Genomic DNA, 21,460 nt, shown 5'->3' with positions numbered 1-21,460 from the left:
CCTGCCTTAGAAGTCAGTAACACAGGGCGCCTGCCCGATTGTTTTACTGACTAATTCAAATATCAGTACTCTGCTTTCCCACAGTGGCGACCACCTTGATCTGCCTGTTGTCTGGCACTTCGTTATAGGAAAGTACGTTCATACCCGGCACACTGTGTTTGACGAATCTGGCCATCCAGGTTCTGATCGGCGCTGCTACCAGCAAAATACTCTCCTCGCCTCTCATCTCCTGTTGGCTGGCTGTTTCAGACAGCACTTTTTGTAACTGCTCAGCCAGCCCGGGCTCAAACCCGACGCCCCCTTCCTGGGAGGGCTGAATAGTCTGTTGCAATATCTGTTCCAGACTCGGGTCTAGCACGATGACCGGAATTTCTTCAGCAGGGCCAACAAGTTGCTGCATTATGGTCCGCGACAGTGCAACCCGTACCGCCGCCGTCAGGACGCCGATGTCTTGACTCTGGGCAGCATGCTCCGCCAATGTTTCGGCAATCGTGCGGATGTCCCGAACAGGAATCTTCTCCGCCAGCAGGTTTTGCATGATCTTGACCACCTGCCCCAGGGAGAGCAGTTTGGGTACCAGGTCTTCCACCAGTTTGGGTGTCGTTTTGCCCAAACCATCCAGCATCTGCTGAACCTCTTCGTGTCCGAGCAGCTCATGTGCATGTGATTGCAGTATTTCACTGAGGTGTGTTGCCACAACCGTGCTTGCATCCACCACGGTATAACCAAGTGTCTGGGCATGGTCGCGTTGAGCAGGCTCAATCCACACCGCTTCGAGACCAAAAGCGGGATCCCGGGTCTCAATACCCTGCAACGTACCGAAGACCTGTCCCGGATTGATCGCCAGGTCGCGATCAGGGTGTATCTCGGCTTCAGCCACCGTGACACCGTTAAGCGATATCCGGTAAGCCGTCGGACTCAGATCGAGATTGTCACGGATGTGTACAGGCTGCAGCAGGAAACCCAGCTCCTGGGAGAGCTTCTTGCGTACACCCTTGATGCGATTCATCAGCTGACCACCTTGATTGCGATCCACCAGGGGGATCAACCGATAGCCGACTTCCAGCCCGATAATATCCACCGGCTGCATATCGTCCCAAGTCAACTCTTTCTGTTCCGGTGGCACTTCCGATACCGGTGCAGGCACCTCTGCCAATGCCTCTTTCTGTTGACGCTGATAGATGAGCCAGGCACCAGCTGCGGCTATGACAGCCAACAGGAGAAAGGCGAAATTGGGCATACCGGGAATCACGCCCATGACAGCCAGGACCCCGGAAGCGACAGCCAGCGCCTTGGGAGAGGAGAGAAGCTGAGATATCACCTGGCCACCCATGTCCTGGTCGGATGCCACCCGGGTCACGATAATGGCCGCCGATGTGGAGAGCAGTAAGGAGGGAATCTGGGCTACCAGGCCGTCACCGATGGTCAACAGTGCGTAGTAGCGAAGTGCTGTCGACAGATCAAGGTCGTGCTGCAGCATACCGATGGACAGGCCACCGATGAGGTTGATGATCAGGATCAGAATACCTGCAATCGCATCACCCCGTACGAACTTGCTGGCACCGTCCATGGCCCCATAGAAGTCCGCCTCACGTGCAACATCGTCACGCCTGGCACGCGCCTCGTCCTGGCTGATCAGGCCGGAGTTCAGATCGGCATCGATCGCCATCTGCTTGCCGGGCATGGCATCCAATGTAAAACGGGCACTCACTTCAGATACACGCCCGGCACCCTTGGTAACCACCACGAAGTTGATGATCACCAGGATAAAAAACACCACCAAACCGACTGCGTAGTTACCTCCGATCACAAACGCACCGAACGCTTCGATCACTTTACCGGCGGCATCGCCTCCCGTGTGACCTTCCAGCAGCACCACCCGGGTAGAGGCCACGTTGAGGGCCAGGCGCAACAGGGTGGCAACCAGCAGCAGGCTGGGGAAAACGGAGAAATCCAGGGGCCTGAATGTATAGACCACAACCAACAGGACCACCAGCGAAAGGGTGATATTGAAAGTAAAGAAGACATCCAGCGCAATTGGCGGGAGGGGGATGACGATCATCGCCAGCATCATCATCAGGACCAGCGGCGCACCAAGCCCCCTCGCCCCTGCGGCTTTCACATTACCAAGTATTGCTGTTGCATCCATGGTTCAGTTTCTCGATCTAATGTACTGTTGGTTCACCCGCTTCAGGCACCTGGAGATCTTCAGGTACTTGCAGATCGGTTGGTTCTTCGGGTTTCAACCCGCCATCGGTCTCGTAGATAGGTAACTGGAATACATAGGCCAGCAGCTTGGCCACGGCGAAATAGAGACCAGCCGGAATATAGTTATCCAGTTCGGTATGGAAGTAGATGGCACGGGCAAGCATCGGGGATTCAACGATGGTCACACCGTTCTCCTCTGCCACCTCGCGAATATTTGCTGCAATCAGGTTCATGCCCTTTGCGACCACCTTGGGTGCTCGCATACTGTTCTGGTCATAACGCAGCGCCACGGCAAAATGGGTCGGGTTGGTAACCACCACATCAGCCTTGGGCACCTCTTCCATCATCCGGCGCATGGCGAATTCACGCTGCAGCTGACGCACACGACTCTTGACTTCAGGGCGTCCTTCCGTGTCCTTCATCTCCTCTTTTACTTCCTGGCGCGTCATCTTCAACTGGCGCTTGTGATCCCACAACTGGAACGGCACGTCCGCCATGGCGATGACAATCAAGGTCAATGAGATGAGAACGAAGGACCAGCCCACCAGGCTACCCATCTCCACCACCGCGGGCATCAGTTCCATGGTGCTGAGCCGGATGAAATCATCCAGGGTCACCCACATGGCCAGTACGGTGGCGCCACCGATCAGCAGAAACTTGGCCAAGGACTTGAGCAACTCCATCAATCCCTTCAAGGAGAAGACCCGTTTCATGCCCTTGATCGGGTTCAGCTTGCTGAACTTGGGCGCCATGACCTCAGCGCTTGCAGTTACCCCCCCCAGGGCGACCGAACTCACAATGGCCAAGGCAACGATAACCACGAAAAAGGGTGTCAGCATCCACAGCGTATGCCGAATCGCAACCAACAGCCTGCGCAGCATGGCGGTGGTATCGAAGATATCGGGGCGCGCAATGGTAAAACTGCCCTCCATCATCTGACCCAGGGTTTCGCCGAAATGACCGCTCATACCCACCAGGACCATCCCGCCGATCAGGGTGATCATCATGGTGTTGAGTTCACGGGAACGGGCAGTCTGCCCCTTGCGCCTAGCATCCTGCAGACGCTTGGGTGTCGGTTGTTCTGTTCGTTCCTGGCCGTTTTCGTTTTCAGCCATGACTCACCCCGGAATCAACAGCAGACGCTGGATCAAAGCGAAGCCGGCCTCCAGAAGTTCTCTGAAGTTGGCCATAACGTTGGGCAGCGTTACCCACATCAAGATAAAACCAATCAGCATCGCCAGGGGAAAACCCACTGCAAAGATATGCAGCTGCGGAGCCGCGCGGGTGATGACGCCGAGACCGAAATTAAAAAGAAGCAGTGCAGCCATCACAGGCAAAGCCATCAACAGGCCGCCGCTGAACATCTGGCTTCCCCAGCCGACCACTTCCGAAAAGCTGCTCCGGCTGAGCCCGTCAACCGCCACGGGAAATGTGTGGAAACTCTGGACCAGGATATCGATCAGCAGGAGATGGCCGTTCAAAACGAGAAAGAACAGCGTGGCCACGATGATATAAAACTGGGAAACCACGGGCACCTGGACACCATTCTGAGGATCCATCATGGAAGCAAAACCCAGGCCCATGCTGTATGCCATGACCTGCCCACCGAAAACCAGCGCCCCAAAGACCATCTGCAGGATAAATCCCATTGCCAGTCCGATCAGCACCTGCTGCAGCACCATAAGAAAGGCCTCTGCACTGAAAAAATCCACTGCAACGACAGGAGGCAACAATGGCATCAGAATCCAGGTGAGAACCAGGGCAAAACTGATCCGGTACCTGGCGGGAACCTGTCTCGAACTCAACACGGGTGCAGCCACCACCATTGAGCTGATCCGAATCAGTGGCCAGATGAAGGCGGCCAGCCAAATATTGAGTAGTGCCTCGGTAAATGACATTTTCTTCGCCTATTTACCCGATGAGCTCCGGAATACTGTGAAACAGGTTGAGGGCGTAGGTCATGATCACCCGCAGCATCCAGGGACCTGCAAACATCAACATTACCGCGACGATGATAAGCTTGGGGATGAAGGTTAGCGTCATTTCGTTGATCTGGGTCGCTGCCTGGAACATGGCCACCAGCAAACCCACCAGCAAAGCAGGTATCAAGACAATACCTGCCAGAAATACCGTTACCTCCAAGGCTCTTTGTCCAATATCGAGTACGCTGTCAGGTGTCATGATTCCACCTACCCTATACCAGGAAACTTGAAGCCAGGGTGCCAAACACAAGTGCCCATCCATCGATCAATACAAACAACATGATCTTGAACGGCAGGGAGATGATCAGCGGGGACAGCATCATCATACCCATTGACATCAGCACACTGGCGACCACCAGGTCGATGACCAGGAACGGGATAAACAACAGGAAACCTATTTGAAAGCCTGTCTTCAGCTCAGATGTTGCAAACGCCGGCAACAATACCGATAGCGGCACCTTTTCCGGCGATTCGATTTCACCGATCCCGCCGATATCGGCGAAGAGTTGAAGGTCCGTTTCACGGGTCTGGCCCAACATGAATTCACGCATCGGGGTCGCCACGCCTTCGAGCGCCTCAACCACCGTCACCTTCTCCTCGAGATAGGGTTTGAGACCGGTCTCATAGGCTTGTTGAAATACCGGCATCATGATGAAGATAGTGAGAAAAAGTGAGATCCCGATAAGAATCTGGTTGGAGGGTGTGTTCTGTGTACCCAACGCCTGCCTGAGAATCGCCAATACGATGATAATCCTGGCGAAGGAGGTGGTCATCAGCAGCGCCCCGGGCAACAGACTGAGGGCTGTCATGAACAGCAGGATCTGGATACTCAGGGTGTATGTCTGTCCACCCTCTTCGGTAGGCGTCATGGTCAGCGCTTCCATACCCTGGGCCAACAACTCACCTGAAAAGGCGGACAGCATCAGCGTTGAAAGAGGAAGAGCGACCCGCATCATGATTTCTGCGCCTCCATCTGGGTCTTCAGACGCTGGGCAAATCCGCCCTCTTCTCCCGCCTCGGGGAGCACCTCGTCTTCATCCAATACATGGAGCTTCTGCACCTGCCCCGGGGCAACACCCACCAGCAGCCGGGTACCACCAACCTTGAGCAGCACGGCCCGCTCTCTCGGACCCAGGGAAACGCCTCCGATGATCTCAACTGCGCCTTTCCCCTGCATGGGCAGCCTGCCGAACTTGCGCAGCAGCCAGGCCAGGGCGAAAATCACACCCAAAACCAGCAGCAGGCCCAGGCCAGTCTCGACCAGGAGTCCCCCGTTGAATTGGGACTCGGCAAGTTTCACCGCCCCTCCCTGCTTGGATTCAGCAAAGCCGGCAGCTGCATAAAGGAGAATGCATAGACCGCCGATGGCAGGGATGGCTCTCATCAGCGCAGCCTCTTGACCCGATCCGCAGGGCTGATGATGTCAGTCAGGCGGATGCCAAACTTGTCATTCACCACCACGACTTCACCCTGGGCGATCAAGGTGCCGTTGACCAGCACATCCATGGGCTCGCCAGCGAGCCTGTCCAACTCGACCACCGAACCCTGGTTCAGCTGCAAAAGGTTGCGTATGGTGATGTGACTTCTGCCAATCTCCATGGAGATGGTCACCGGCACATCCAGGATTGCATCCAGGTTAACCTCGGCACCGCCGACAGACCCGGCGGCATCTGCATGCAATTCCTGGAACTGGGCCGACTCAGCCCCACCTGTTGCCGCCACTGCATCAGCCTGCTGATTCATTGCAGCACTCATTTCATCTTCCGGTGTTGCATTCTGTTCATTTCCGTTTTCGCTCATGATCTTCGCCCTTCAGTTCTCGGACTTAGTGAGTAACTCGTTTAACCCTGGTCTTTTGGGTTTCCTGCTCCATTCCTGAACCTTGACCGCAAAGTTCCCTTCAGACACACCAAGTTGGCCCTTGAATATCGGCACCTCGGCAGCAAATACACCGACCATTTCCGGTATATCAACCGGGATAATGTCCCCGACCTTCAGGTTGGCCAGCTCCTTCATGCTCAGCTGGGTTTCCGCCATGTAGCTGCTCAGTTCAACTGTCGCAGCCAGAATCTCCTCCCTGAGGGCGTGTTCCCAGCGTTCATCACGTTCACCCCTATCGCTCTGCACGCCTGCATCCAGCAGTTCCCTGATGGGTTCTACCATCGAGTAGGGGAGGCATATGTAGAGATCCCCACCGCCGGTTTCCATTTCAATATGGAAAATGGTCACCACCACAACTTCTGAAGGGCTCACGATATTGGCAAACTGGGGATTCACTTCCGACCCGAGATACTCGAAACCGATTTCAAGCACCGGCTTCCAGGCCTCCTGCAGGTCCTTGAACACCAGTTGCAACAGCATCTGGATAACGCGGTTTTCTGTTGGCGTGAAATCCCGCCCTTCCACCTGATTGTTGAAGCGACCGCTGCCGCCGAAGAAGTTGTCTACAACACTGAAAACCAGTTTGGGGTCGAGCACACACAGACCCTTGTCCCTGAGCGGTGGCACCTTGATCAGGTTAAGGCTGGTGGGCACATAAAGACTGTGTACAAACTCAGAGAACTTCTGCATCTGAACACCCGAAACGGTGATATCTGCAGACCTGCGGAGCATATTGAACAGGCTGTTGCGAAACTGCCTTGAGAAACGTTCATTGATCATTTCCAGGGTCGGCAGGCGTCCGCGAACAATCCTGTCCTGACTGGAGAAATCATAAGTCCGAATCTCGCCCTCAAAAATCTCTTCAGGCTCGGTTTCTATATCCCCGTTATCGACACCGTGAAGCAGTGCGTCGATTTCATCCTGGGAAAGAAGGTCTTTGTCGCTCATGGTTTCACTGTGTCACAAAAGCGGTGAAATAGACGGCTTCCACCTCTCCCGGACCTTCCTGTTCTTTGATAATTTCGTTCAATTTCTTCATTACATCCGACTGAAGTTGCTGCTTGGCTTCGCAGCTTTTGAGTTTTTCACCGTCCTGGGAGCCGAACAGATCCAGCAGATTGTGCCGAACCATTGGATCGTTATGCTTGAGAAAGTCGATGGTCTCCTGGCTCCTGGTAACCAGCTGGAGCTCAACCTGCATCATCTTGACCTTGCCGCCAGGCGGCAGATTGACAACGAATTCCGGGGATACCGGGTGGTAGATAAGCGGTGCCTGCACCTCTTCCACGGCCTCCTCTGCCTGCTCTCCCTGGCTATCCCCGTCACTTCCACCAAAAAGGAACCACCCCAGCCCAAGGCCGCCGGCCAGAAGCACGATCACACCCACGGCAATCATGATAATGAGCTTGGTATTTGATCCCTTCCCCTGCTCCTCACCCAATCCCAGGTCTTCGGATTTTTCTTTTTCGGCCATTTCGATCTACCTCGCGAGTATCTGACTTAATGAAAGCAATACATATGCCATTAAATTTCGACCGTTTTTTTCTTTATTTTTCTGCATATTAAAAAACATACCGAAAGATGCGTCGAACTCTTGACTAGCGTATTGGCAAGTAAAGGCAAGTAAAGGCAAAAAATCGGCAGCGTCCCACCCGAAGGTGTTTTGTCAGCGCCGCAGCACACTCAGCCAGCGCCAGAAGTTGAGCAATCCGGCAAGGGAAGAGGCGACATAGGTGAGGGCACAGGCCCTGAGGATGCGTCTCGCCGCTTCTTTCTGATCAGGTTTGATGTAGCCCGCTTCCAGTATCGGCAGCGCCCGGCCAAAGCTGGCATCCCACTCTACCGGCAAAGTCAGCAGCTGCACCAACACACCCACACCTATTGTGGTGAAGGCAGCGAAGAGCATCAGCAAACCTGCAGCGGGAGCCTTGGTGATTGCCGCCAGCAATGGAACTGCAAACAGCAGGAAAGAGCCAAGGCGTTCAAAACCCACTGCCAATCCGGCCAGGCGCATCCGCCATTGGAATGGCCTGTACCCCTGGCTGTGTTGCAATGCATGCCCAACTTCATGGGCTGCTGTGGTGATTGCCGTCAGGGTACGATTGCGCAGTTTGTCGGGGGTCAGTCTCACGGCCCTGTCCACAGGGTCGTAGTGATCTCCCTGCCCTTGCGCAGGTTCCACCCGCACATCTTCAAGCCCCAGGCGGTCCAACAGGTGACGTGCCAGTTCACCACCGGAGCCCGGAAAATCTTCATCTTCATTGTTGTAACGTGAGAGCACATGCCGCACCCACAGCTGAGGTGCGAGAATCAGCAAAGCCAGGATAATCAGCAACAGGAGAAAGTGCATCAGATCTCCTGGTTTTCCATCAACCTGGCCTGGCGTTGCCCCTCCTCTGGTTTAACGAGGGCCAATAACACACCGCCGATAATGAAAAGAATGGCGACAGCTAAAATGGAGAGCCTGGGACTTTCGGTCAGCACGCTGACCCACCCCATGATCAATGGCCCCAATACGGCTGCAAATTTTCCGAGCATGTTGTAGAAACCAAAAAACTCACCAGCCTGATCTCTTGGTATCAACCGTGCGTAAAAGGACCGGCTGAGGGATTGAATCCCGCCCTGGACCAGTCCGATTGTCGCTGCAAGGATGTAGAACTCGAACTGAGATTCCATCTGGTATGCACCGAGAATGACGAGTAAATAGATGAATATTGCCACCATAATGCCCTGGCGTGGTCCTTTGCGCTCACCAAGTCGTCCAAAAAACAGGGCAGCCGGGAAACCCAAGAACTGGGTAATCAACAAGGCGACCATTAGCCCATTGGCTTCAAAGCCCAAGGCCAGGCCGTAGTCCACAGCCATTCGGACGATGGTGTCGACACCATCGATATAACACCAGTACGCCAAGAGAAACAGAAAGGTCTGCTTCAACGTCCTGATCTGGCGTGAAAAGTGGCTCCGAGGCGCTGAAATCCCCCTTTATCGACTCAAGCCAGCCGGCTTTTGAAGCCGGCCTTGTCTCTTTGACAAACAGAAACACGGGAATAGAGAAAAGGGCCCACCAAATGGCCACACTCAAGAAAGAGAGCCGCACCGCAGTGGCTTCATCGGGCAAACCGAAACTCGAAGGATAGAGCACCATGATGACATTAATGGAAAAAAGTATGCCTCCTCCGAGATATCCGGCAGCGAAGCCGAGTGCAGAGACGAAATCCAATTCATCCTGTTCTACAACATCGATCATCAATGCATCGTAGAAAACGATACTGCCTGAAAAACCGATGACACCCATGGCATAGAGTGCAAGCGCTATTGCCCAGTAACCCTGGGCGACCAGGTAGAGGCCGCCGGTCATGACAATTCCCATTGCAGCGAAAAAGAACAGGAAACGCTTTTTTGCCCCGCCATGATCAGCAATGGCACCAAGAATCGGCGCGAGTAAAACCACCAGAATACTGGCAAAGGCGTTTATATTCCCCAGTAGAAAAGTACTTTCCGAAGCGCTCAGGTCAGAGGCCCAAAACTGCTTGAAAAAACCGGCCATCACCGTCGTGGCAAAAGCGGAATTCGCCAGGTCATAAAGTGCCCAGGAAAAGACTGTACGGCGTCTCCAGATTGGCATTTTGGAACCTGAAGCTGCAAACATGTCAGGTCATCGTGCCGCTGTGCACGCCAGAAGAAGACAAAGTGTCTGATCCATACTGTTACCCACGGGCCATTTACCCTTCACTGGTAGTGTCGACTTCACAGAGCCCCTGCAGCTCCCTGCCAGCCTGATCGTACTCTTCACGCAGCTCCATCATGCCGTCCTGAAGAACCCCCAAGTTGTCATCGCGGGCAGCCATCTCCATCGACTTGGCAAGTTCTGACAGGTGCATTGCACCGACATTGGCACTACTCGATTTGAGGGAGTGTGCTGGTATGATCGCTTTCTTGCAGTCCCCCTCCCTAATCCCTTCCTCAATCTGGTCCAGGCACACCGGCGAGTTCTCCAGGAAAGATTCCAGCAGGCTGGTGAAGTCCTCCTCCATGATTTCGTAGAGTTCGGAAATGACTTCCTTATCGATAGAATCGAGTGATTCAAGCTGTTGTTCGATGCTCACAGCTTCACCAGCTGCAGAGGTTATCTTGGTTGTAACTTTTTTATCCCCTGTCATTGGAATTTCGAGACCTGACACGGTCAAAGAGTCCTCCTCAAAAAGTGATTCCCGCATAGGCAGCCAGTGTCTCAATGTGCTTCTAAGACTCCCAGGTGAGAGGGGCTTGGCGATGTAATCATCCATACCCGCCTCCAGGCACTTGTCCTTGTCTCCCGCCATGGCATTTGCCGTCATTGCAACGACCGGCAACCTTGCAAGCCCATAGGTTTTCTCTTTGAGCCTTACAGCGCGGGTAGCTTCATAGCCATCCATACGAGGCATCTGGCAGTCCATCAGTACCAGGTCGAACTCGTCCTCTTCAATGGCATCCAGTGCCATTTTTCCATCTTCAGCCATCGAGCACTCGATCCCTAGGCGCTGAAGCAACTTACGGGCAACCCCAAGGTTTACCGGATTGTCTTCCACAACCAGTACCTTTCTGGCCAGAGGTATCTCATCCACCGCCGAAGATACCTCGCTGCTCTCCTCCAACAGTTCATCCCCGGTTTCAAGATAGTAATCCTGCTCTATCTCCGGTTCCGGCATGAGCGCCTCCTCGCTTTCGCCGTCATCCGACAGCAGGACATCACTGGAAGGGCTTTCCGAGTCGGACAATCTACACAACTGGAGGTAGAGATCTTTCTTTTTGAATGCCAGGGGCATCAAGGTAACAACCTTGTCGTCAGTGACAGGTGCGGCAGGATAGCTGTCACCATCGAGCAAGATGACCTTCAAGTGCCGTAAACCTGGATGATCTTTCAACTCCCGCAGGAACTGAGGCACCGCATCATCATAGACATGGGTGTCGACAATCACCAGGTTGTAGTGATAACCGGACGCTTCTGCTTCCGCAGAAGTCAACAGCGGAATAGCCTCTGACAGCTCGGCTATATGGTCATAGCTGGTGCCCCAGTCATCGAGCAGTTTTTTCAGCTTGCTTGATTGCACGCCTTTCCTGGAGACAACCAGGACATGTATCCCCTGCAACGTCCAGCGCGAGGAAGCGGATTCGGCATGTGCCTTTCTCAATGGTAGCGTAAACCAGAAGACCGAGCCTTTACCTTCCTGGGAGGTGACCCCAATCTTCCCTCCCATCAACTCAACCAACCGCTTACTGATCGCCAGCCCCAACCCCGTTCCGCCATGCTTGCGCGTGGTTGATGCATCGGCCTGGCTGAAGGACTGAAACAGCCTCCGTTGAACATCCTTGCTGATACCCACTCCGGTATCCTTTACTGCAAACAGTAGCTCGCGCTCTTTGCGTGTAGGCTGATGCAGTTTCACTTTTACGGAAATACTGCCCTTCTCTGTAAATTTGATTGCATTACTCACCATGTTAGTGAGTACCTGGCGAATACGTATGGGATCACCCAACGCCCTGCGTGGAACCTGCTCCCCAAAGGAATGGGAAAGCTCCAACTTACGGCGCTCTGCACTTTTCGACATTAACGAAATCCCTGATCCAACCAACTCATGGAGGTCCACATCAAGATCCTCCAACTCGAGTTTTCCTGCTTCAATCTTGGAAAAATCGAGAATGTCATTGATGATGGTCATCAAGTGATGTGATGAGTTGAGTGCGGTATTGATAAACTGCTGCTGCTCTCTATCGAGCTTTGTATCCCGCAATATTTCCAACAAGGGGACAATACCGTTGAGCGGTGTTCTTATTTCATGACTGATAGTGGCCAGGAATTCGCTCTTCACCATGTTGGCTGTCTGCGCCTCACCCTTGGCACGGTAGAGTTCCTGCTCGACACCCTTGCGCCGCTCGTGCTGCATAGTGAGTTTGCTGTGCAGCCCTTCCACCTCTTCCTTTACAAGATCGAGTTTTCCGCTGACATTGCGTTTACCGGCTCTCAGCCTGGCTATGATGCTGGAGAGCACTGAGAGCGCCACAGCCGTCAAACCCAGGGTAATCGCAGCCGCAAGTATCAATGTCATGATTTCCGTTTCGGGCAGTCGCTGACCTGACAAAAAACTCAATGCCAGGGGGACCAGGGCAGAAAGGAAAAACAGGGATATTGCCAACTCCAAGGCTGACAACAGGATGAGATTCAGCAACACGCCGGCGCCGGCCGCGAGCCCCAACAGGATAGAAGCCTGGTCTGCGTAGTCGGGAAATGGGAAAACCGCTGCCAGCCCCCAGCACAATCCGGTAACCACCATCGGCAACAGTGGGAAATACTGCCACTTCCATGATTCGGCCATGTCCGGTTGACTGCGCCACCAAGCAATCCAAAGCCCGGATTGCATCAACCCGGACATGAGCATCACGATGCCCCAGATCAGAACCAGGTTGTTCTCCGGCCCTCCGGCAAGCCACATCATCACCCAGGAGAGTAATATAGTTCCTATCCCGGACACCCCGAGCTCGCCATAATAGAGGCGGACCCGCTCAGCCATGATTAGCTTGGTTCTAGCAATCTGTTCTTCTTGCATCCTGCTTTCCAGTTGGACACCTGGCCTCGTACTACCTTGAGACAGGGGTGGCTTTTTCCATCTTCACGATAGCCTCGGTATCATGCAGCACGCCCCAAACGCGGACTGGAACAGATGCCGCCTGCGGTTCATTTTGACCCGGGCAGGGACTTCACGAAAATTAACGGTTTTTACCCCCCGTTCTCAGTTTGTAGTATAAACTCTTAATAATGAAAAACGAGTGTGATAATTGGTGCCACAGAACACCAAAGATCGCATCTGCCTTTTACCCTACTCTTAATTTACAGGGTACATTTGAAAAGGCTTTGGAATTTCCGTCTGTAAAGAGTCTTAGGGAAGAAAGTAATGTCTGATCAGATCAATCAAAGTGCAGAGTTGAAGGAGGCTTTCATCGAGCATCTTCCGGAGCGGATCAGCAGTATTGAAAGCTCCTGGGAAGAACTCTGCAGAACCGGATGGAGCAAGAACAAATTTCAACAGCTATTTTCCCGTATTCAGGACTTGGCCGGATCCTGCGGAAAGTTCGGACTCATCGACCTGAATGAGAATGTCTTTTCCCTGGAAACATATCTCAGTTCATTTGTCGACAGTGACATCAGTAGTCTAAGCGAAAAACACAAAGTACGGGGGCATGAACTTATTGACGCCGTTAAAGTCGCCTTGGAGAGAAGCCGCACCCTCAGCCTTGGCCCGGCAGGACAGCGCAATGGTAAACTCGCATTCTATATCCGCTCCAGCGATGACCTTGACCTGGCCCCAGGCCTCACAACTTCGCTCCAGGAGAACGGGTTCCAGGTGCTTACCTTCATCCGCCCGGATGACCTGGAAGGCGAAATACAGAAGCGCCTGCCGGATATCATGATAATCGAGTCCCACTTTCTGCCGCAGTTGGAAAATCTGAGTCGTGAACTCAAGGTGCAGCAGGAGAGGCAAAACAGGATTGTTCCCACACTCTGCCTGAGTCAGACCAAGGATCTCAAACAGCGCCTACTTGCCATGCGGCTGGGTGTGGACGCTTATATGCTCGCACCATTCGTCACCAAAGAGCTGGTGAGCAAGGTTACTGAACTCAGCTCTCCCACCGAGGATCACTACCGCATTTTGATCGTGGAGGATGATCCGACCCAGGCCCAGTTTGCTTCATCCATCCTCGACAAGGGGGGTATGAAGACCCTGGCTGTCACAGAGCCCTTGAAAGTGCCCGAGGTGCTGGACAGATTCCGTCCGGATCTTGTCCTCATAGATCTGTATATGCCTGACGCCAATGGGATTGAACTCACCACGATCATCCGTGAACATCCGGATTTCTTCGCCATTCCCATTGTATTTCTTTCAGGTGAGCAGGATCCGGACAAGAAGCTGAACGCACTGAGTTTCGGCGGCGATGACTTCCTCAGTAAACCCATTCGCTCGAAGCACCTTATCAGTACTATCACCAACCGGGTGCAACGTGCCAAGGCGCTCAAACCGAGAGCCATGGAAAGCAGTAAGAGAGATTCCGTTACCGGTCTGTTCAACAGCAGGTACTTTTTTGAAAAACTGGAGAAAACATCCATCGAACAAGCCACAGCCCCCTCTGGTGGGGGGGTACTCTTGGTGGAAATCGGCAGCATAGACAAGCGGAAGGCCCTGGAGGAAGGGAAGCGATTGGATTCACTGCTGGCGCAACTAGGTCACCTGATCGCTGAAAACATCGAGGGCCAGGACATCGCCTCCCGCCTCAGCACCAACTCTTTTGCCATTATCGCCATCAGGCCCCATGTTAAGAACCTCCTGGAACTGGCAGCTAATATCTATTCAGCAATAGAGGGCACACCTTTTGTCGTGGAGGGTGATCAGAAAAGGCTTGAACCAGCGATCGGCATATCCACCTTGGACCAAAATACCTCTGAAGTTCTCCATAGAGCAGAGAAAGCCTGCACCTTTGCATGGGGAAAAACAGGCCAGCGGATCACCATGTACTCTGCAGAGCTGGAGGTGGGTGATCAACATATCATCTCGAGCGAGATCAGCGACATCGTTCGCGATGCCATCCAGCATGACAGCTTCCAGGTCCTTTTCCGTCCCTTTGGAGACCGCGATGAAAATCCCCAGGAGAAGTACGAAATCAGGTTAAGGCTCAGACAAGGACCAGGAGGGCAGCTCAGCTCCACTGCATGGCGTAAAGCCGCCTTGGACCAAGGTGTCATGGGTGATATCGACCGAAAGCTGGTAGAACACGCTCTTTCCACCCTGGAGTTGAAACGCAACGAAGGCAAGCAGGTTGAGCTCTTTCTTGAGCAGTCACCGCAGTCGCTTCAGCACATGGAGAACATAGACTGGCTGAAAGACCAACTTCGGGCAAGACATCTTGTCGGTACAGGCCTGGTCTTCGAATACCGCATCGCAGAACTCGGCTCCAATCTCAAGACGGCAAAGCGCGTCATTGCTCAGTTGCGCTCTGCCGGAATCAGTGTCTGCCTGTCAAAATTCGGCGCCAACAGCCCGGCACTGAGGGTACTGGAGTACCTGCAGGCCAACTATGTCTGCATCGCCCCGCAGATCATGACAGCGGATAGGGATGAAGCAGAGCACATCTTGTCTCTGATCAGACAATGCAACGCGAAAATTGTGTTACCACGACTGAAAGAGCCTGCAGAAATTCCCGAAGCCTGGAGAGCTGGCAGCGACTTGATACCGATAGTATCGGAGCCCTGATCCGGTCTACTGAAACGCGGCAGTACACAGGTCGATAGCTTCTGAAGACGCATCGATCGGCTATTCTACATTCTCACAAAAGCAGTAAGTGTGATTACCAATCCATCCACCCGGAAAAACTGGAAGAAAAGTTCGGTTTTCTGTCTGATACGAGCCGTGAGTTCCAGGCCCGTTTCATGCAACCGGCTTCAGTTGTCGAGTTGGACAAGGGATATCATATCTGTGACGAGGGGAGCCGCTGTTCGCATCTGACCCTGGTCATCAGTGGTACTGCCAGAGTATATAAATTAGGGGAAAACGGACGTGAGATCACGCTCTACCGGGTGGACCCGGGTGAAAGCTGTATTCTGACGGCCTCATGCATCCTCAGTAACCAGCCCTTCCCTGCCTTTGCAGTCAGCGAATCCCCCATGGAGGCTGCTCTTATCCCCGCCCCTGAGGTGAACCAATGGCTCGCCTACTCGGAAGCGTGGCGTCAATATGTATTCGGACTTATCTCCCGACGTCTATCAAATATCATCAACGTGGTAGAAGAAGTAGTCTTTCGTCGCATGGACAGGCGTATAGCAGACTACCTGTTGAAACGTGTATCGAATGACGAGGAGAGACTCCAAATCACCCACCAGGAGATAGCCTCCGACCTCGGGACCTCCGGGGAAGTTGTCAGCCGCATCCTCAAGGACCTGGAAACCAGCGAGCTGATCCACACCACGCGGGGCACCATCGAGATAACCGACATCACCGGTCTCGAGAACAAGACCCTTGAAACCTGAATGGTCATGACGAACAGATAATTTCCCCTGCTCTACCGTTGTGTGACATTATCACAGACAACAAACCACCCAACCTTTAGCATGAGTTATCCGGGACCTGTTAACAGACCCTGACACACAGAGGTCAGTATGCTTGAAGATTGGGAGAAGTTCATGAAGCAGAATGTTGGCGGCATCGACCGCGTATTGCGCATTGTTGTGGGCCTGGCCCTGATCGGCTGGGGGTTCTATACCGGCAGCCTGTGGGGAGCCGTCGGCGTCATCCCCCTGTTCACAACGGCAATCGGCTGGTGCCCTGCTTACCTGCCCTTTGGCCTGAGCACCTGCAAAACAAAATAATCTTCAGGCTGCACTGCAGATTCCATCTGCTGTGTAGCCAATCACTCTTCAGGGACGATCTTCTGGCTTGGCCATGCCGTCAGCACGGCCTGTACCAATGTCGCTAAAGGTATGGCGAAGAAAACCCCCCAGAATCCCCATAAACCACCAAACACCAGAATCGCGACAATGATCGCCACCGGGTGGAGATTGACAACCTCGGAGAAGAGCAGCGGCACAAGCACGTTGCCGTCCAGTGCCTGGATTACGAAATAGGCCACCGAGAGCCAGATGAAATCTGCACTCCAGCCCCATTGAAACCAGGCAATCAGCAGTACCGGGAAGGTCACCACTGCCGCGCCGATATAGGGAATAATCACCGACAGTCCCACCAGCACACCCAACAGCATGGCGTACTGAAGTCCGAGCACAGTGAAGGTCACAAAACTGGCAGACCAAATGATGGTAATCTCCCAGAACTTACCTCTCACATAATTGCCGATCTGCCGGTCCACATCCTGCCACACGGTATCCGCAAACTTCCTGTTCTTGGGAAGAAACTGCACGAACCAGTCAAGAATCAGATTCTTGTCCTTTAGAAAAAAGAAGACCAGAAGGGGCATGAGGATCAGGTAAACGAGGATCGTTATGAGCCCAACCACGGAAGAGATTGAGACCGACAAGACAACCTGTCCCAGTTCCGCAATCTCCTGGCGGATGACCGCGATGATCTCTGCCACCTGCTCGGTGGAAATCAGTTCCGGGTAGCTTTCAGGCAGCCGCATCAGCAGTGCCTGCCCTTCGGTGATCATGGCCGGCACCTGTTGGAAGAGTTGTGTCACCTGCCGCGAGAGTTGCGGAAGAAGGCCAAAGATGATCAGGGTCAGGAACAGGATGAAGGCGATAAAGACCAGCATCACAGCGGGCAGACGCACCACGCCACGCCGTTCGATCAGTCCGACCAGCCCTTCCAGCAGATAGGCGATCACCACACTCGCCAGAACGGGTGCCAGCATATCGCCCATGGTGATGACCACGGCGAAACCGATGATCAGTGTCAGGGCAAGAAAAACGACTTCCGGATCGGAAAGATAACGTTTGAACCAGTCAGCCAGCAGACGCATCCGGAACTCCCAAGCTTGGCCTAATCACCAGTCTCTGTCAGTTGCTGGTATTTGGTTTGGAACAGCGCTTCCAGCTCATCGATGACATCGACTGCCTCCCGGCCTTGCATCACATGTGAGGTCATCAGGCTCGATGTCTCGTGAAACAGCGTCGATCTGTCCAGCATGTGATAGGTCTCGGACAGCCGCTTGATTGCAGCAATAACACTCTCTTCCTCGGGCCCGGGAATAGGCTTGGGTTCGGCGATCTGCTGCGTGGCAACCTCTCCCTCTTCCCGTTGGGAGAGAAACTCCGCAAAGGCAAGCAGGTTTTCACGCTCTCCCTGACTCAGCCCTGAATAGAGCTTTAGCAGCTTACGCTGATCAGCCGGGAGGTTTTGCTTGGGCGCCAACACTGCTTATTCCCGGCAGTCGTTCTCGTGCTCTTTACAGTAGTCACGGGCGAATTCCAACAGTTCCTCCATCACCCGGGCGCGGAACTTCTGCTTCTGGTGTACGAAGGAGAACGGCCGTTCAAGTCCAGGGTTCAAGTTGATGGGAATCAGGGTGCCCAACTTGATCTCTTTCTGGATGGTGGCCCGGGAGACTACGGAAATGCCCATTCCCGCTTCAACAGCACCTTTTACCGCCTCGGGACTACCCAGCTCCATGGCCACCCTGAGACCTTCACCGCCCTTGTTGACGCTCACGAGATACTCATTGATCACCTCGCGGGTTCCCGAACCCTCCTCGCGATAGATGAAGGGATACTTCACCAGGTCATCGTAGGAAAGTTCCTCCTTCTCGGCTTCCGGATGGGCGGGGGGCACGATTGCAACCAGCTGATCCGGGCGGCATATCTCAACCACCAGGTTCTTGTTGGCCACGGGAGCTTCCACTACACCAAGGTCGATGGTGTTGTTCTCCACCATGGAGACAATCCCATCGGTGTTGGAAACCTTCAGGTGGATATTCACTTCCGGATACTTGAGCTTGAAGTCACCCAGCAGGGCCGGCAGCATGTACTCTGCAATGGTGGTACTGGCACCAATTGTGAGCGAGCCGCTGATTTCACCCGTCATCTCTCGAACGGAATTTTCCATCTCGGCATAGAGCTCGAAGATTTTGTCTGCGTACTCGTATACCCGGGCACCGGCCTCTGTCAGACTGATCCGGTTATGGGTACGGTCAAACAAACGGGTATTAAAATACTCTTCCAACTGGCGCACCTGAAAGGTCACTGCCGGCTGGGTCATATGAAGGGTCTCTGCTGCCTTGGTGAAACTCAGCAAGCGGGCGACGGTATGGAACACCTGGAGTCTACGATCTGCCATTAGAATTTCCCTGCTGTCTCAGGTTGGCAATAAAATTATCTTATATCATATTTTTACTATATAAAGCTATATCTGTTAATCCATTAACACCTCGAGTGGTTACTGCGTGACGCTCCCTCCTGCCACCCGTGTAAGGGCCTCTTCTATAGCGCTTGGCGTATCACTCAATTGCATGAAGCTATGTTCTCCCACCATTTTCATACCAGGAAAATCCACCGCAATCCGGAATCTCGGATGCAGTGCAAGAATGCGTCCGCCAACAACCAGGACCTCGTAAGGCAGTCGCGCGGTGTGTCTCAGTTCGCCAACATCCAGGGTCAGGGTCTCCATAATTTTCCGGTCACTGCTGAAACCTTCACTCATCGCCACACCAAAAAGTGATGCCCTCTTTTTGGGCAGATCGATACGGTAGACTATGGAGACGCCGCCTCTTTTCTCCTCAAGCCCCTGCTCCACTTCATTCAGGGCACTTCGATAGTCCTTGTACTTCGCCAATTCCATGAAGTTGTCGAAATACTCCATGCCGTAGGAATAGTGGTAGCCTCTCAGCTTCTCTGGACTCATCCCTTCAGGGCCAAAGGTCTCCTGCTGCCCCATGACAGAGACTAGTTTCTCCTTCACCGGGGCAAGACTCTTTTTAAGCTGATAAGCGTGTTCGTAATACTCTGGGTTGGCGTAGGAGACCTGGATCGCCTCCCCCACGCGGGTCACCGATACCCGTATAGCCTGGGCAAAAAGAGACCCTATATCCCCGGCACTGGCCACATCCGTCAGCAATTCGTCTGTTACCACGATGACGTGGGCATCATCATAAGGGGAGTATTCGCCGGCCAATTGAAAACCCGCCCCGTTGAGCGCCTCTTTCACCTCGATGATGGTCTTAACGAAATCACCCTTAACATGGGACGAAAGCACATAGGGGTGGAACTGCCCTTCAGCACGCACGGCGGCGTACGGCCAGACGACAAAAAAACCATGATCACAGAAAAAACAAGAACCGCTTTCCCTTTCAGCACCTTACCACCCTCACCATTCCCCTGAAACAGCAACCACCCAGTTGGTTTGACCTCAAACCACTGGCAATAATGAATAAAATAACTTAACCTCGGGCGAATTGCGTGTTAATTGCAAATAATACAAGGATCAATAATAAGTCAAAGTACCGGAGATCCTGAAATGAGCAGCACACACAACTTTGCACTAAGAACACTGGCGGTTGCCTGCGGCCTTGCGCTGGCCGGACTCTCGCAGCAGGCCGCCGCATCAGGTTTTGCGGTACCCGAGATTTCCATCACAGGCCTCGGAACCTCCAACGCCCTGGTGGCCAATCCAGATGAACTGGGCGCCGTACCCTACAACCCGGCGGCCATGACCAACCACCCCACCAGCATCAGTTTTGGTGCCATGGCGGTTGCGCCCAGCCTGGAGGTCACTACCGCAACAACCGGTACCCATGAAAGCCAGGGGTCAGACATCATCGGCATTCCTCAATTCCAGGGGACTTATCGTTACAACGACAAGGTCGCATTCGGTCTTGGCGTTTCAGCACCTTTCGGTCTGGAATCGATCTGGGATGCCGATGCACCAACATATACAAATCCAGTTTTCGCTGGTTTGGGACCATTTCATCCAACAGAAAGTAAAATTGAGACCGTCGATATCAATCCCACGCTCGCCTTCAAGCTTGATGAAAACACCAGCATGGCAGTGGGCCTGGACTACTACTGGATCAAGACCATCGTCTTCAACGCACCCCTTGTACAAATAAAAGGTGACGGAGGCGGTTGGGGCATGAACGTTGGCCTGCTCTATGAGCAGGATCGTTGGAGCTTCGGCTTCAACTATCACTCATCCTCTGAAGTCACGGTTAAAGGCTCTGCTAATGACATAGCTACTAACTCAGCTAGGGCTTGGGGCGACCTGACCATACCCTGGCGCCTGCAGACCGGTGTGCGCTACGAGGCCACCGACAAGCTGGCCCTGGAGTTCGACATCACCCGTACTGGCTGGGACTCCTTCAATGTATTACAGATAAACCATAGTGGCGGTTTGGTAGCACCCAGTCCAATTGAAAGCAACAATCACTGGGAAGATGCCAATGCCTACCGCATCGGTGCCACCTACGATCTCAACGCCAAGACCCAGCTGCGCTTTGGCTACACTTATGATGAAACCGGCCAACCCGATCTGGCATTCAGTCCCCGGGTACCCGATTCAGATCGCCATCTCTTCAGCATCGGTGTCGGCCACGACTACGGCAACGGCTGGTCTGTTGAGGGGGGCTATATGTACGTCAAGTTTGAGGACAGGAATTTCCGTGGTGCAGCCACTACACCCTGGATAGGCGCTAGCGACTTTAACGGTTCGAATCGCTTTGATGGAGACTATGAATCCAGCGTGCACCTCGTCGGTATAGGCCTGTCGAAGACATTCTGACAGTGCCAAACCATGGCCAAAGGAAAACCCGAACCACCGGTTCGGGGTAAGCGTCCGGCGGCTACACCCTGGTCAATCAGAGCTTGATGTGTTGGAGGCGCAGATTGGTTTCAGTGACGTCGAAATGGGTCGGGTCGAACTTGC

Annotated in this window: 21 protein-coding genes; 4 read left to right on the top strand and 17 right to left on the bottom strand. The window is 53.6% G+C overall.

The annotated features are described in order from the left end of the window. Positions 1 to 55: 55 nt before the first annotated feature. From flhA to BOW53_RS03370, 13 genes are all read right to left on the bottom strand, one after another. Positions 56 to 2,149 carry a flagellar biosynthesis protein FlhA gene (gene flhA, locus BOW53_RS03425; RefSeq protein ID WP_078486112.1) on the bottom strand — a complete coding sequence of 698 codons (2,094 nt, stop codon included), beginning with the start codon at positions 2,147 to 2,149 and terminating at the stop codon, positions 56 to 58. A 16-nt stretch (positions 2,150 to 2,165) separates the two neighbouring features. Next, the gene (gene flhB / locus BOW53_RS03420) at positions 2,166 to 3,323 is read right to left on the bottom strand and encodes a flagellar biosynthesis protein FlhB (RefSeq protein WP_078486111.1); all 1,158 of its coding nucleotides are present in this window, start codon (positions 3,321 to 3,323) and stop codon (positions 2,166 to 2,168) included. A gap of 3 nt (positions 3,324 to 3,326) precedes the next feature. Then, entirely contained in the window at positions 3,327 to 4,106 is a 780-nt protein-coding gene (gene fliR, locus BOW53_RS03415) for a flagellar biosynthetic protein FliR (protein ID WP_078486110.1), read from the bottom strand. Positions 4,107 to 4,119: 13 nt separating this feature from the next. Next, a complete protein-coding gene (fliQ, locus tag BOW53_RS03410; protein WP_078486109.1) occupies positions 4,120 to 4,389 on the bottom strand; it encodes a flagellar biosynthesis protein FliQ in 270 nt (89 codons plus the stop codon). Between the two features lie 13 nt (positions 4,390 to 4,402). Next, positions 4,403 to 5,143: a flagellar type III secretion system pore protein FliP gene (fliP, locus tag BOW53_RS03405; RefSeq protein ID WP_425442892.1), complete on the bottom strand. Its 741-nt coding sequence runs from the start codon at positions 5,141 to 5,143 to the stop codon at positions 4,403 to 4,405. Beyond that, positions 5,143 to 5,574: a flagellar biosynthetic protein FliO gene (gene fliO / locus BOW53_RS03400; RefSeq protein ID WP_078486107.1), complete on the bottom strand. Its 432-nt coding sequence runs from the start codon at positions 5,572 to 5,574 to the stop codon at positions 5,143 to 5,145. Before fliO ends, fliP begins: the two co-directional genes overlap by 1 nt. Beyond that, entirely contained in the window at positions 5,574 to 5,990 is a 417-nt protein-coding gene (gene fliN / locus BOW53_RS03395) for a flagellar motor switch protein FliN (RefSeq protein ID WP_078486106.1), read from the bottom strand. The genes fliO and fliN overlap by 1 nt, the downstream gene beginning before the upstream one ends. A 12-nt stretch (positions 5,991 to 6,002) precedes the next feature. Next, positions 6,003 to 7,019 carry a flagellar motor switch protein FliM gene (gene fliM / locus BOW53_RS03390; protein WP_078486105.1) on the bottom strand — a complete coding sequence of 339 codons (1,017 nt, stop codon included), beginning with the start codon at positions 7,017 to 7,019 and terminating at the stop codon, positions 6,003 to 6,005. 4 nt (positions 7,020 to 7,023) lie between these two features. Beyond that, entirely contained in the window at positions 7,024 to 7,545 is a 522-nt protein-coding gene (locus BOW53_RS03385; RefSeq protein ID WP_078486104.1) for a flagellar basal body-associated FliL family protein, read from the bottom strand. 192 nt (positions 7,546 to 7,737) lie between these two features. Further along, positions 7,738 to 8,421, bottom strand: a complete 684-nt coding sequence (locus BOW53_RS03380; RefSeq protein ID WP_078486103.1) for a zinc metallopeptidase — start codon at positions 8,419 to 8,421, stop codon at positions 7,738 to 7,740. Further along, the gene (locus tag BOW53_RS13660) at positions 8,421 to 8,981 is read right to left on the bottom strand and encodes an MFS transporter (protein WP_342748397.1); all 561 of its coding nucleotides are present in this window, start codon (positions 8,979 to 8,981) and stop codon (positions 8,421 to 8,423) included. Before BOW53_RS13660 ends, BOW53_RS03380 begins: the two co-directional genes overlap by 1 nt. Next, positions 8,902 to 9,696: an MFS transporter gene (locus BOW53_RS13655; RefSeq protein ID WP_342748396.1), complete on the bottom strand. Its 795-nt coding sequence runs from the start codon at positions 9,694 to 9,696 to the stop codon at positions 8,902 to 8,904. The genes BOW53_RS13660 and BOW53_RS13655 overlap by 80 nt, the downstream gene beginning before the upstream one ends. Positions 9,697 to 9,793: 97 nt before the next feature. Beyond that, positions 9,794 to 12,655 (bottom strand): hybrid sensor histidine kinase/response regulator, encoded by a 2,862-nt coding sequence (locus BOW53_RS03370; protein ID WP_078486102.1) that lies wholly within the window; start codon positions 12,653 to 12,655, stop codon positions 9,794 to 9,796. 345 nt (positions 12,656 to 13,000) lie between these two features. On the opposite strand from BOW53_RS03370, the gene BOW53_RS03365 reads away from it, so the two are divergent. The 3 genes from BOW53_RS03365 to BOW53_RS03355 all read left to right on the top strand — a co-directional run bounded on the left by BOW53_RS03365 (position 13,001) and on the right by BOW53_RS03355 (position 16,464). Next, positions 13,001 to 15,352 (top strand): response regulator, encoded by a 2,352-nt coding sequence (locus tag BOW53_RS03365; RefSeq protein WP_078486101.1) that lies wholly within the window; start codon positions 13,001 to 13,003, stop codon positions 15,350 to 15,352. Positions 15,353 to 15,528: 176 nt separating this feature from the next. Further along, positions 15,529 to 16,125, top strand: a complete 597-nt coding sequence (locus BOW53_RS03360) for a Crp/Fnr family transcriptional regulator (RefSeq protein ID WP_078486100.1) — start codon at positions 15,529 to 15,531, stop codon at positions 16,123 to 16,125. A 153-nt stretch (positions 16,126 to 16,278) separates the two neighbouring features. Further along, positions 16,279 to 16,464 (top strand): YgaP family membrane protein, encoded by a 186-nt coding sequence (locus BOW53_RS03355; RefSeq protein WP_078486124.1) that lies wholly within the window; start codon positions 16,279 to 16,281, stop codon positions 16,462 to 16,464. Between the two features lie 41 nt (positions 16,465 to 16,505). Here the strand turns inward: BOW53_RS03355 and BOW53_RS03350 are convergent, their stop codons facing one another. The 4 genes from BOW53_RS03350 to BOW53_RS03335 all read right to left on the bottom strand — a co-directional run bounded on the left by BOW53_RS03350 (position 16,506) and on the right by BOW53_RS03335 (position 19,825). Further along, positions 16,506 to 17,567, bottom strand: coding sequence for an AI-2E family transporter (locus BOW53_RS03350; RefSeq protein WP_078486099.1), 1,062 nt, complete (start codon positions 17,565 to 17,567; stop codon positions 16,506 to 16,508). A 20-nt stretch (positions 17,568 to 17,587) separates the two neighbouring features. Beyond that, complete coding sequence (locus BOW53_RS03345; RefSeq protein ID WP_172838750.1) at positions 17,588 to 17,959, bottom strand: Crp/Fnr family transcriptional regulator; 372 nt, start codon at positions 17,957 to 17,959, stop codon at positions 17,588 to 17,590. Positions 17,960 to 17,965: 6 nt separating this feature from the next. Continuing rightward, complete coding sequence (locus BOW53_RS03340) at positions 17,966 to 18,880, bottom strand: selenium metabolism-associated LysR family transcriptional regulator (protein WP_078486097.1); 915 nt, start codon at positions 18,878 to 18,880, stop codon at positions 17,966 to 17,968. Between the two features lie 99 nt (positions 18,881 to 18,979). Beyond that, positions 18,980 to 19,825, bottom strand: coding sequence for a hypothetical protein (locus BOW53_RS03335; protein WP_135606982.1), 846 nt, complete (start codon positions 19,823 to 19,825; stop codon positions 18,980 to 18,982). 231 nt (positions 19,826 to 20,056) lie between these two features. On the opposite strand from BOW53_RS03335, the gene BOW53_RS03330 reads away from it, so the two are divergent. Beyond that, positions 20,057 to 21,316, top strand: coding sequence for an OmpP1/FadL family transporter (locus BOW53_RS03330; RefSeq protein ID WP_078486095.1), 1,260 nt, complete (start codon positions 20,057 to 20,059; stop codon positions 21,314 to 21,316). Positions 21,317 to 21,460: the final 144 nt, after the last annotated feature.

The sequence above is a fragment of the Solemya velesiana gill symbiont genome, assembly GCF_002020805.1.
In the GTDB taxonomy this organism is placed as follows: Bacteria; Pseudomonadota; Gammaproteobacteria; order Chromatiales; family Chromatiaceae; genus Sedimenticola_A.
Note: the sequence above shows the minus strand (reverse complement) of the source record. Positions and strands in the feature narration are given on the sequence as shown.

Excerpts from the sequence above, each read along its gene's own strand:
- fliO (WP_078486107.1), bottom strand. The coding sequence starts at position 5,574 with ATGAGAGCCATCCCTGCCATCGGCGGTCTATGCATTCTCCTTTATGCA.
- flhA (WP_078486112.1), bottom strand. The coding sequence starts at position 2,149 with ATGGATGCAACAGCAATACTTGGTAATGTGAAAGCCGCAGGGGCGAGG.
- BOW53_RS03370 (WP_078486102.1), bottom strand. The coding sequence starts at position 12,655 with ATGCAAGAAGAACAGATTGCTAGAACCAAGCTAATCATGGCTGAGCGG.
- BOW53_RS03330 (WP_078486095.1), top strand. The coding sequence starts at position 20,057 with ATGAGCAGCACACACAACTTTGCACTAAGAACACTGGCGGTTGCCTGC.
- BOW53_RS03340 (WP_078486097.1), bottom strand. The coding sequence starts at position 18,880 with ATGGCAGATCGTAGACTCCAGGTGTTCCATACCGTCGCCCGCTTGCTG.
- fliN (WP_078486106.1), bottom strand. The coding sequence starts at position 5,990 with ATGAGCGAAAACGGAAATGAACAGAATGCAACACCGGAAGATGAAATG.
- fliQ (WP_078486109.1), bottom strand. The coding sequence starts at position 4,389 with ATGACACCTGACAGCGTACTCGATATTGGACAAAGAGCCTTGGAGGTA.
- BOW53_RS13655 (WP_342748396.1), bottom strand. The coding sequence starts at position 9,696 with ATGCCAATCTGGAGACGCCGTACAGTCTTTTCCTGGGCACTTTATGAC.
- flhB (WP_078486111.1), bottom strand. The coding sequence starts at position 3,323 with ATGGCTGAAAACGAAAACGGCCAGGAACGAACAGAACAACCGACACCC.
- BOW53_RS03380 (WP_078486103.1), bottom strand. The coding sequence starts at position 8,421 with ATGCACTTTCTCCTGTTGCTGATTATCCTGGCTTTGCTGATTCTCGCA.
- fliM (WP_078486105.1), bottom strand. The coding sequence starts at position 7,019 with ATGAGCGACAAAGACCTTCTTTCCCAGGATGAAATCGACGCACTGCTT.
- BOW53_RS03355 (WP_078486124.1), top strand. The coding sequence starts at position 16,279 with ATGAAGCAGAATGTTGGCGGCATCGACCGCGTATTGCGCATTGTTGTG.
- BOW53_RS03350 (WP_078486099.1), bottom strand. The coding sequence starts at position 17,567 with ATGCGTCTGCTGGCTGACTGGTTCAAACGTTATCTTTCCGATCCGGAA.
- fliP (WP_425442892.1), bottom strand. The coding sequence starts at position 5,143 with ATGCGGGTCGCTCTTCCTCTTTCAACGCTGATGCTGTCCGCCTTTTCA.
- BOW53_RS03385 (WP_078486104.1), bottom strand. The coding sequence starts at position 7,545 with ATGGCCGAAAAAGAAAAATCCGAAGACCTGGGATTGGGTGAGGAGCAG.
- fliR (WP_078486110.1), bottom strand. The coding sequence starts at position 4,106 with ATGTCATTTACCGAGGCACTACTCAATATTTGGCTGGCCGCCTTCATC.
- BOW53_RS03360 (WP_078486100.1), top strand. The coding sequence starts at position 15,529 with ATGCAACCGGCTTCAGTTGTCGAGTTGGACAAGGGATATCATATCTGT.
- BOW53_RS03365 (WP_078486101.1), top strand. The coding sequence starts at position 13,001 with ATGTCTGATCAGATCAATCAAAGTGCAGAGTTGAAGGAGGCTTTCATC.